At 61.4% G+C, this 10439-nt stretch carries 10 protein-coding genes; 1 reads left to right on the forward strand and 9 read right to left on the reverse strand.

The genetic code is table 11. The features are described from left to right. Positions 1-67: 67 nt before the first annotated feature. From mgtA to ACAX61_RS13515, 4 genes are all read right to left on the reverse strand, one after another. Positions 68-2623, reverse strand: coding sequence for a magnesium-translocating P-type ATPase (gene mgtA / locus ACAX61_RS13500; protein WP_370715356.1), 2556 nt, complete (start codon positions 2621-2623; stop codon positions 68-70). A 1-nt stretch (position 2624) separates the two neighbouring features. Then, positions 2625-3419, reverse strand: coding sequence for a universal stress protein (locus tag ACAX61_RS13505; RefSeq protein WP_370715357.1), 795 nt, complete (start codon positions 3417-3419; stop codon positions 2625-2627). Positions 3420-3702: 283 nt separating this feature from the next. Continuing rightward, positions 3703-4779 (reverse strand): IS5 family transposase, encoded by a 1077-nt coding sequence (locus ACAX61_RS13510; protein ID WP_370715358.1) that lies wholly within the window; start codon positions 4777-4779, stop codon positions 3703-3705. A 19-nt stretch (positions 4780-4798) separates the two neighbouring features. Continuing rightward, on the reverse strand, positions 4799-5137 hold the full coding sequence (locus ACAX61_RS13515) for a helix-turn-helix domain-containing protein (RefSeq protein ID WP_370715359.1): 339 nt from the start codon (positions 5135-5137) through the stop codon (positions 4799-4801). 316 nt (positions 5138-5453) lie between these two features. On the opposite strand from ACAX61_RS13515, the gene ACAX61_RS13520 reads away from it, so the two are divergent. Beyond that, positions 5454-5618 (forward strand): hypothetical protein, encoded by a 165-nt coding sequence (locus ACAX61_RS13520; RefSeq protein WP_370715360.1) that lies wholly within the window; start codon positions 5454-5456, stop codon positions 5616-5618. 51 nt (positions 5619-5669) lie between these two features. Here ACAX61_RS13520 and ACAX61_RS13525 read toward each other — a convergent pair whose 3' ends face one another. The 5 genes from ACAX61_RS13525 to ACAX61_RS13545 form a co-directional block, all read right to left on the reverse strand. Further along, entirely contained in the window at positions 5670-6455 is a 786-nt protein-coding gene (locus ACAX61_RS13525) for an aldolase/citrate lyase family protein (RefSeq protein ID WP_370715361.1), read from the reverse strand. An 83-nt stretch (positions 6456-6538) separates the two neighbouring features. Next, positions 6539-8065: a 2-hydroxymuconic semialdehyde dehydrogenase gene (locus ACAX61_RS13530; protein ID WP_370715362.1), complete on the reverse strand. Its 1527-nt coding sequence runs from the start codon at positions 8063-8065 to the stop codon at positions 6539-6541. Beyond that, on the reverse strand, positions 8055-8483 hold the full coding sequence (locus ACAX61_RS13535) for a GlcG/HbpS family heme-binding protein (RefSeq protein ID WP_370715363.1): 429 nt from the start codon (positions 8481-8483) through the stop codon (positions 8055-8057). Before ACAX61_RS13535 ends, ACAX61_RS13530 begins: the two co-directional genes overlap by 11 nt. Positions 8484-8497: 14 nt before the next feature. Next, positions 8498-9418: a catechol 2,3-dioxygenase gene (locus ACAX61_RS13540; RefSeq protein ID WP_370715364.1), complete on the reverse strand. Its 921-nt coding sequence runs from the start codon at positions 9416-9418 to the stop codon at positions 8498-8500. 59 nt (positions 9419-9477) lie between these two features. After that, positions 9478-10439: branched-chain amino acid ABC transporter permease (locus tag ACAX61_RS13545; RefSeq protein WP_370715365.1), on the reverse strand; the 962-nt coding region annotated here is incomplete at its 5' end.

Consider the following 10439-nt stretch of genomic DNA (forward strand, 5'->3'; position numbering starts at 1 on the left):
CCATCGGCTTGGGCCACTGGCTCGCGTTCCTCGGTGATGCTCTTCCAACACGGCGCCGGCCGCTCGGTCATGACGCGCGACGAAGGGCAAAGCGCTTCATCCCTTCAGAAATCGCCAGGTAGGCGACTACCAGAAGGGCGATCGCACCCAGCAGCATGCCGCTCGGCGGCGCGAAATCAAGAAGCGGCGCGAACGGAAGGAATGGCAGGGCGAGAGCCGCCAGCAACCCGCCCAGAGCGGTCACGACCAGGGCAATATGGGCGCGGCCCGTCCAGGCCGGCCTGGCGGTGCGGATGATGAAAACCACGAGGATCTGGGTCGCCATCGATTCGATGAACCAGGCCGATCGGAATGTCGCGACGTCGACGTGAAAGACTTTGAGCAGAAGGGCGAAGGTTGCTATGTCGAACAGGGATGAGAGAGGCCCCATGATGGCCGTGAAGCGTACGAGACCGGGCATGTCCCAGCCGCGCGGTCGTACCAGATCGCTCGGATCCGCACTGTCGAAGGGAATGCCGATCTGGGACAGATCGTAGATCAAATTGTTCAGCAGGACCTGGACTGCAGTCAGTGGCAGGAACGGCAGCACCAGCGAGGCGAGCGCCATGGTCAGCATGTTGCCGAAGTTCGAGCTCGTCCCCATCCGGATATATTTCATGATGTTGGCATAGGTCCGGCGGCCCTCGGCGACCCCGTCAGCCAGAACGCCGAGATCGGGAGCGAGCAGGATCATGTCGGCGGCCTCGCGCGCGACATCGGTGGCGCCGTCTACCGAAAGGCCTACGTCCGCCGCGTGGATGGCGGGAGCATCGTTGATCCCGTCGCCCATGAACCCGACCGTATGGCCCCGCGCGCGTAGCGCCCGCACGACCCGCACTTTCTGGTCAGGCGTTACCCGCGCGAACAGATCGACAGTATCGACGCGCGCCGCGAGCGCCGCATCGTCAAGCTTGCCGATCTCCTCTCCGGTCAGGAGGCCCTCAACGGGGAGCGCCAGGCTTGCGACCAGATGCTCGACGACGGCACCGGCGTCGCCGGATATGACCTTGATGCGGATGCCGGCGGCCTCGAGCCTGGCGACGGCATCGGCAGCGCTCGCCTTGGGCGGATCGACGAACACACAATAGCCGGCGAAGATGAGACCATCCTCGTCAGTGTCGCCAATATGATCCTGGTCCGGTGCGGGCTTCCAGCCAATGCCGAGCAGGCGCAAGCCCTGCTCGGCCCGTTCGTCGTGCAGGGTGATCAGGCGGTTCCGTAGCGCGTCGTCGATCGCGACAAGGTCGCCAGACCGGTCCCGAGCCTGCCGGCAGAGCGAGAGCAGCGTCTCGGGCGCGCCCTTGACGATCTCGATGCGCTCGCCATTGCGCTCGGCCAGCACCGATACGCGCCGCCGCTCGAAGTCGAACGGGCGTTCGTCGAGCTTCGTCCAGTCACCCTGCGGCCGGCCGGTCATATGCGTGATCAGCGCCTCGTCGAGCGGGCTCTTGAGACCCGTCTCGAACCGCGCATTGATCGCCGCCAGTTCGGCGACGCGGTCGTCATCCTCGCCGTCGATGCCCGGATGGCCGACCAGCGTGATCCGCGCTTCGGTCAGCGTGCCGGTCTTGTCGGTGCACAGCACATCCATCTCACCAAGGTCATGGATGGCGGAGAGACGCTTCACCACCACCTTCGCACTCGCCATGCGCTGCGCGCCGCGCGCGAGGGACACTGTCATGATCATCGGCAGCAGTTCAGGCGTCAGCCCGACCGCCAGCGCCATCGCGAACAGGAAGGACTGGAGGGGAGGGCGACCGAGCGCCAGATGCGCCAGCAGTACGAACAGCACGAGGAAGATCGTGAGCCGCGCGATCAGTATGCCAAGCTTGTGAATGCCGCGTTCGAAGGCGGTGGGGGGCGGTGCGGCCGCCAGGGATTGCGCGATTGCGCCGAAGCGGGTTCTTGCGCCTGTCTCCACCACGAGCATCGTCGCGGTGCCGGCGATCACCGAGGTGCCGTGGAAGAGCGCGCCGCTGGCCTCGGCGGGAGTCGAGGCATTTGGACCGGCTCCGACGCGCTTCTCGACCGGATAGGGTTCGCCGGTCAGCAGGGCCTCGTTGACCTGTGCGCCATTGGCCGCCAGCACGATCCCGTCGGCGGGCACGAGATCGCCCGCGCAGAGCTGCAGCACGTCGCCTGCCACTATAGCGCTGACCGGGATTTCCATCAGATGGCCGTCGCGCAGCACGCTGGCATGAAGCGCGATCGAGCGCTTGAGCACCGCGGCCGTGGCTTGCGCCCGATGTTCCTGCACCATCTCGAGCAGGGTGGAGAGGATCACCACGGTCAGGATGATCAGAAAGCTTGCAAGATCGCCCGTGACGCCTGCGATGGCAGCGGCGGCCAACAGGATCGCGACCAGCGGATTGGCGAGGCGGCGGAGCAGGTCGGCGAGGATGTGGCGCTGGGCGGTTTCCCCGATCTCGTTGGGACCGTCGCGCGCCACCCGTGCGTCCGCCTCGGCCTGAGCCAGCCCTTCGCGGGTGGACTCGAGGTGTGTGAGCAGCGCATCCGGTTCTGATCGCCAGAATGCGTCCCCGACATCCGCGGAGGGAAGCGAGGCGGCCGGAGCCCGGGACACGTCAGTGGCCGAGAATGAGCGGCAGCTTACCATGCGCGAGCATGCGCCTGGTGACGCCTCCGAAGGTTTCCATCAGCCGTCCGCGCCCATAAGCGCCCATCAGGATGTAGTCCGCATGCCAATTGGCGGCTTCATCGGCGATCAGCCGATCGGCGGCGGTCAAGCCGTCATCGACGACGCGGATCGAGGCATGAATATTGTGGCGCGAGAGATATTGCGCGGCTTCTGTTGGCTCGGTCTGCTCCGCGCCGTCGCGGGCCATGAAGATCTGCACCTCGTCAGCCATTGCCAAGAGCGGAACGCACGCCTGCGTGGTCGCCGCAGCGGACCCCTGTCCGTCCCAGGCGATGAGTGCGCGGCCGAGTTTGAAGCCCCTGGCATCGTCGGGCACGGCGACGACGGGCTTGCGCGCCTTCATGACGATGCGGCTCGCGAGCTCAGCAAAGTCGGGATACGGAAACTGATCGAGCCTGCGGTTGAGGATGATGAGATCGGCAAGCGCCGCCGCGTCGATTACGGCCTCGGCGGGGAAGCCGGTCACATCGCTCCAACTCCACACGATATCCTCGGAGGCTAGGCGGGCTTGGAGTCTGGCCTTGTTGTGGGCTTCGCGGTCGCGCTCATCGGCGAGAAGCATCGCCGAGCCGGTGCCGTCATAGTCGCTCGCGATATTGGGAACCATCGTGACATCGATGACGGAGAGGTGGCCATCCAGCGCCCGGGCCAGGTCGAGCGCCGCCTGCAGCCGGGCTTCCTGACCCTTATCGTCATGTGCCAATAAAAGGATATTCTTCATGTGCGCCTCCGTCTCGATGGGCGGAGGCTATGGCGCGTTCCTGGCCGTCTATATGCGGGATATTACGGAGGTCGATCATTCCTGCGTACAGGTGATTTTACTTCACGAACAGACGTTTGGACTATTCTTTGGGGTTATAGTGCACGATGAGCAGATGGATGGATCGAAGAACTGGGGTTTGGGGGTATTTTGGTCTGATCATTCCCGGGAGGGCGTGGATTTGATCCCGAGATTTGCGGTTTCTCTGCTGTGCGAAGGGCGATCGGGCCTTCACTGGCCAGTGTCAGGTAGCGTTGATGCGCTCAAGATATAGGAAGCGCCTGATATTATAGACGAGGTTGGCGAGGCCGATCTTCATTTCCGCCCTCTTGATGCCGACAGTCCGAACGAAGAGACCCATTCGGGATTTCTGATCGGCGAACACATGCTCGACCCGGGATCGAATGACGGATTTGCCGGCATTGGATCGCCGGGTTCGGGTCGGCATATCGCGATGGGGCGGCTTCTTGTGATGGACTTTCGACACGAAGCCATGGCGGTCCATGAAGGCCTCATTCGCGCCTGAGCGATAGGCCGTGTCGGCCCAGACATTGGAGCCGGTATTGCTGCGATCAAGCAGCCCTTCGCGCAGGCGGGCACCATCATGAGCGCTGGCATCGGTTGCTTTCCAGCGTCGGATGAGCCGAAAGCGTCGGTCAATGGATATGTGGTTCTTGTACCCGAACGCCGGGATGGCCAGGTCCATCGCCGGCATTGATCCGTCATCCCTCGGCTTTGCTTTGGTGAACTTGAGCGTCCAGCGGGCGTCGCGGTCCTTGTGGCTGAGCCTGGCCGGCTTGTCCTTCCAGTGCTCCGGAATACGTCCGGCCTTGATGTCCGTCTTTTCGGCGCTGGTGTTACGCTGACGCGGGGCGGCCACCAATGTAGCATCGAGGATCTGTCCGGACATCGCGATATAGCCGGCGCCCCGCAGCATCGCATCGAACCGGTCGAACAGGGTGGCGATAGCGCCGGCTTTGGTGAGCCGCTCGCGAAACAGCCATATGGTCTTGGCGTCGGGAACACGGTCCGACAAGCCCAGTCCGAGGAAGCGCATGAACGAAAGCCGGTCGTTGATCAGATACTCGGTGCGTTCGTCTGACAGGGTGTTGATCGTCTGGATGACCAGGACCTTGAACATCAGAACCGGGTCAATCGGCGGGCGGCCACCCTTGGCACCATCCGAATAGGCCAGCGTCCGCTCCAGATCAGGTCGGAACTGCTCAAAATCTACCGCCCGAGAAAAGGCTTCCAACTGATCCCCAAGATCGCTCAGCCGGGAAAGCCGATCCTCAACATCGAAAAATCCCCGCTGATCCACCCCATGTCCCTCGCTTACATCACGAGACAACCAGAATCATATCCGCATCCTCAGCGCCAGAGGTTCTTCGAACCGTCCATCTGCGACGCCATTTGGCAGGTGTCAGGCCAGTTACCTTGACGAATGCCTTGGTGAAGTGCGCCTGATCGGAAAAACCGCATTCCAACGCAATTTGCGCGAGAGGCAAATCGGAATTCGTCAGCAGGTCTTCAGCGCGACGAATGCGCTGCCGCATGAACCATGCATAAGGCGTAATGCCAATCGTATTGGAGAACGCCCTTACGAAATGGCACAATGACAAGCGGCAAAGAACAGCGATCTCCGCTATGGATACGGCAATGCTGAGGTCGTCGGCCATGGCCGTTGTGGCAAGCTTGACCTGCCATGGAGCAAGGACCGGCGCTGCAGAAGGAAGCGGCCTGGTGCTTGCTCTGCACCCGGCAGGCCGACGTTGGTCGGCTGAATGTGCCCTGCTCGGCGGCTCGTAGCTGCTGGCAGCCTTGAACGCGCTCACGCCTTGTTCGTCGCCATGGCGACCCCCTTGGGTGCGAGGCAATCTGCGACGCCTGGAACGAAGGCACCTTGCCTCCTTGACCACCACCTGACCGAAGCGAACGAACTGATATTGTTCGCCCAGGGGGGAAGCGGCCCTCAATGTCCCAGATGTTGGACACATGAGCAGGCCCGAAGGCGGCCATATTTTTTCCATGCCCATGAATTTGGAAGCTGGTGCCGCATCGCGCGCATCGTCGGCGCGCGCGGGAATGAACGGCGAACTTGGTTATCAAGGTTCGCTCTTGCGCAGCGATCATCGCGACGGCGGCCAGGGTCCCTCTTGAGTGATTGCGAGCGGAAACCCACTGAGATGGTCGATGTCAGATTGGCCGGGCTTAATAGCCGCGCGTCGCCACTGCTTCGCCTGGACGCTTGAATGCACCTGCCAGCGCCCGACAGGCATTGGACAAGAGGAGGGCATCAACACCAACAGCAGCAAAATGAGCACCCCGTTCAACGAAATGCGCGCTCATGGATTGATCCGCGGACAGGAAGCCTGCAAACTTGCCCGAAGACCGGATGCGGGCGATCGCGTCGTCCATCGCGGCGATCACATCGGGGTGGTTGGGCTGGCCCAGGAGCCCCATCGAGGCTGACAAGTCGACTGCACCGAGGAAGATCCCGTCGACGCCTTCAACCGACGCTATGTCTTCGAGCGCAGCCAGTCCTGCCACGCTTTCAACCTGCAGGATCAGGCAGTGATTGTCATTCGCTCGTGCCAGATAGTCCGGATCATTGCCCCAGCGCGCGGCACGCGCGATACCGGATCCAACGCCTCTGAACCCTTGGGGTGGATAACGGGTAGAAGCGACTATTCGTTTTGCCTGATCGCCGCTTTCGACCATCGGCACCAGAAGGTTCTCGACGCCGATGTCAAGCAATTGTTTGATCAACACAGGATCGTCGGTCGCAGGGCGCACAACAGGGGTTACAGCATATCCGGCAATGGCCTGAAGCTGATGAAGGATCGTTCGCAAGTCGAGCGGAGAATGCTCGCCGTCAAGAACGAAAAAGTCAAAACCGGCGCCTGCGCACACCTCGGCGCTATATTGATCGGCGAGGGCCAGCCACAAACCATAGAGCGTTCGTTCGCCGATCACTTGTTTGAATTCATTCCGCATGGTTCAAGCGGCTCCTGAGACAATTGAAATTGCACGGCCACATCCCTGGTTGAACATAGAGCCGAGCACCGGCTCGAGGTGGCTCAAAGCTTGATGCAGATATTGCTCATCTCCGTATAGAATTCGAGACCATGAACACCCCCTTCTCGCCCGATCCCCGAAGCTTTCGAGCCCCCGAAAGCAGTGCGCAGATCGCGCAGGAACCAGGAATTGACCCAGCATATTCCAATCTCCATCCGCGCCGCGACGCGATGGGCCCGGGCCAGATTTTCGGTCCAGATCGCAGCCGCAAGGCCGTATGCGGTCCTGTTGGCCAGGCTGATTGCCTCCTCCTCCGTATCGAACGGACGAATGTGGCAGCATGGCCCGAAAATTTCCTGGGTGACGCAATCAGAATCCTCTGCAAGGCCTGTCCAGATTGTTGGCTGTACCCAAGCCCCACCCTTCAAGGCGTCCGGCATGTCCGGAATGCCGCCTCCGGTCACAATTGTTGCGCCCTGCTCGACCGCGCGCCGATAATAGGACAGAACCTTCTCCCTGTGCTCGCGCGATACCAGGGGGCCGATGCCGGTCGTCATGTCGTCGGGCACGCCGGGACAAAGCGCCTCGGCACCCGCTTTTAGACGAGCAACGAATGCATCGTAGATGGGGCGCTCGACATAAACCCGCTCGGTGCCCAGGCACACCTGGCCACAATTCGCAAAAGCGGAACGCAACGTACCCTCGACCGCCTTGTCGAGATCGCAATCGGCGAAAACGAGCGCCGGATTCTTGCCGCCAAGTTCAAAAGAGACCGGGCGGATACCGAGCGCAGCCTCACGCATGATCGCTTCCCCTGTGCGCGTCTCGCCCGTAAAGGTGATGCCGTCGACAAGGGGGTGCTGGGTCAGGAATTCGCCGGCCGAGTTGGGCCCGAAGCCATGGACGACATTATAGACGCCTTTGGGCACCCCAATCTCGTTCATCACCTCGCCCAGGAGCGTTGCTGTGAGCGGCGTTTCTTCCGATGGCTTGACGACGACGCTATTGCCCAGTGCCAATGCCGGACCCACCTTCCATGTCATCAGCAGCAACGGCAGATTCCATGGGCTGATAACCGCTATCACCCCTCGTGGGCGTCGAAGCCCGTAATTTATCGCGCCCGCGCCATCAGGGGTATCCATGGTGAAGCATTCGGTCGCGACCGTCTTGGCAACGTCTGTGAACATCTTGAAGTTCGCGGCACCGCGCGGAATGTCGATATGCCTCGCCAGGCTGATCGGCTTACCGGTATCGAGACATTCGGCTTCCAGAAAATCGTCGAAACGCCGGTCGATTCCGTCGGCAACGGCGCCAAGCATGTCGGTGCGCTGCAGAACGCTCATCCTGCCCCATTCGCCCCCGAGCGCCGCTCGCGCCGCAGCGACGGCCGCATCGACTTCCGTTTTTCCCCCTTCTGGAACCCGTCCGATTGCGCTGCCATCGAGGGGGCATAAATTGGTCCAGCCGTTGCTGCTCGAGCCCTGGGTAAACGCGCCGTCGATGAAATGGGCAGCATCTCGCCGCGCCCGCGCGATGCGACCAAGAGCCTCGCCAGACTGTGCGGGCGACGAAGGGGTTTCACAGATCATGGTTCAGTCCTTCGAGCGCATAAGTCAGGATGTCGCGCTCCTCCTGCTCGGAAGCGCCGGAGGCGCCAATTCCCCCAATGATTTCGCCTTGAGCGGCAATGGGAAATCCGCCGCCAAACAGGATAACGCCTGGACGACGGGCCAGCCCCTCAGTCAGGGCCTGACTGTAGGATAACGCTTCACGGAGTTCGTCCGTCGATACGCCGAACACGGCCGCGGTAGCCGCCTTGTCCCTGGCAACATCGATCGAGGTCGCCCAGGTTCCATCGTCGCGGTGCAACGCGATGAGATGGCCGGCACGATCTGCGATCGCTATTGCAAGCTTCACCTTCATGACCCGCGCGCGAGCAAGGGCCTTCTCCAGAATGACCAGGGCCGTGTCGAGAGTGATGGTATGGGTTGTATGCGTCAGAGCCACTGAGGGGCTTCCTTTCAGGTGACTACCGTCATGAATTTCTCGTTCAACTGACGCTGATAATAGAAAATACCCTTGCCCAGCGCCTTTGTGTCCCAACTGCGGGTGGGGTGATCGGGATAATAGGTGAAGCCCTCAGCGAAGACCTCAGTGCGGTTGCCGGAGGGATCGAAGAAATAGATTGTGCGTCCTCGCGTGATACCGTGCCGTGTCGGACCGATGTCGATCGAAAGATCATATTTGGTTATGATATCGGCAGCATGGCCGACGGCATTCCAGTCGGAAAGCTCAAAAGCGGCGTGATGCATGGCGCCAGGGGTCGGAAATTCGACGAAGGCGACGTCATGGGCTTTCATCCCGCATGAGAGCCAGATAGCGAGCGGCGTGCCATCTTCGGCCTCGACCTTTTCGGTCAGGCTGAAATCGAGGACGTTGGTGAAGAACTCGAGAGTGCGGGGCACATCCGTGCCATTCAACTGCATATGGTCGAAACGGCGTGCAGCCATTCCGTGCGGCTCGATCGGCCAGATATCGGGGTTCGCGATGTCGGGCATCGGGTCGGAAAGTTCAACCTGGTGATAGAGCTGGATCATGTGTCCCGAGGGAGACATGAATGCGATGCGCCGGCCATAACCGGGCTGCTCACCGGCCGGAATATGCTCGACCTCGATACCAAAGGCTTTCACCCTCGCCTCATAATGGTCGAGATCCGCTTCCTCGAATAGCTTGAAGGCGATGAAGTCCATTCCCGCGGTGTCGGATTGGACCAGGGTGACCGAATGATGATCGAATTCATCCGCTCCCTTGAGGAACGCCCGCCGGTCCTCCTCCCCGACCTTGTAGAGGCCAAGACGGTCGACATAATGGGTTAGCGCCTCCCCTATATCCATAACGCGGATTTGGACCAGGCCAGGCCGCAAGATACCCTTCATCGCCATTTCATTCTCCTATCCCATTTTGGACTTGGCCTGGACGCGGCCAATTGATTGGCCATGGCTCAATCACCCTCGTTAAGATCGGCCGGCACCCGCCGGGTGATCGGGATGATCGCTCTTTTGTTCTTTGCGAAAACCAAACCCCAAATGCCATCAGGCGCCTTGAGCATCATGCCGATCGCAACAAGGCCGAGGATGATCTGGTAAAGTGTGCCGAGGTCGGAGAGCAGTTCACGCAGGATGATAAAGAGCACGACACCTAGGAGCGGCCCCTCGATCGTGCCGAACCCGCCGATCACGACCATGAAAATGACGAAGGCCGTCCAGTCGACGACGTTGAACTGTGCATCGGGAGAGACGCGCAGCTTCTGCATCACGACCACCGCGCCGATGAGGCTGGTCATCATGCCGGCAAGGCAAAATAGCGCGAATTTGATCGGACGAACATGAACGCCAAGACTTTCCGCGCCGATCTCGCTGTCGCGCAGGGCCCGCAACGCCAGTCCCCAACGCGACCGCAACGCCAGAACGCTGACGACCAGACAGGTCGCGGCGATCACGAAGCTTACCTCATAGATCATCGCGTTACGCATATCGCGCGAGGGCGACAGCGCGCGCAGCACGCTCAGGGGGAGGCTCGAACCCGACCCACCGCCCAGAGCCGGAATGCTCATGACCGCAAGGCGCAAGACCTCCGCAATCGCCCAGGTTCCGATCGCGAAATAGGCGCCCCGCAGACGCAAGGCGAGCAGCGCGATAGGCACGGAGGCCAGCAGACCGACAAGGGCCACCAGCGGAAGCGCCGCCAGCAACGGCACTCCGCCCAGCACACACAGCGCGAAGAGCGTATAGCCGCCAATGCCGATGAACGCCTGCTGGCCGACACTCAGCAATCCGCCATAGCTGGACGGTTCGAAGAACCTCTGGCGCTGAGGATGCGGATATGATTCTGGTTGTCTCGTGATGTAAGCGAGGGACATGGGGTGGATCAGCGGGGATTTTTCGATGTTGAGGATCGGCTTTC

This window comes from Sphingomonas sp. IW22 (genome assembly GCF_041321155.1).
Classification (GTDB): Bacteria; Pseudomonadota; Alphaproteobacteria; order Sphingomonadales; family Sphingomonadaceae; genus Sphingomonas.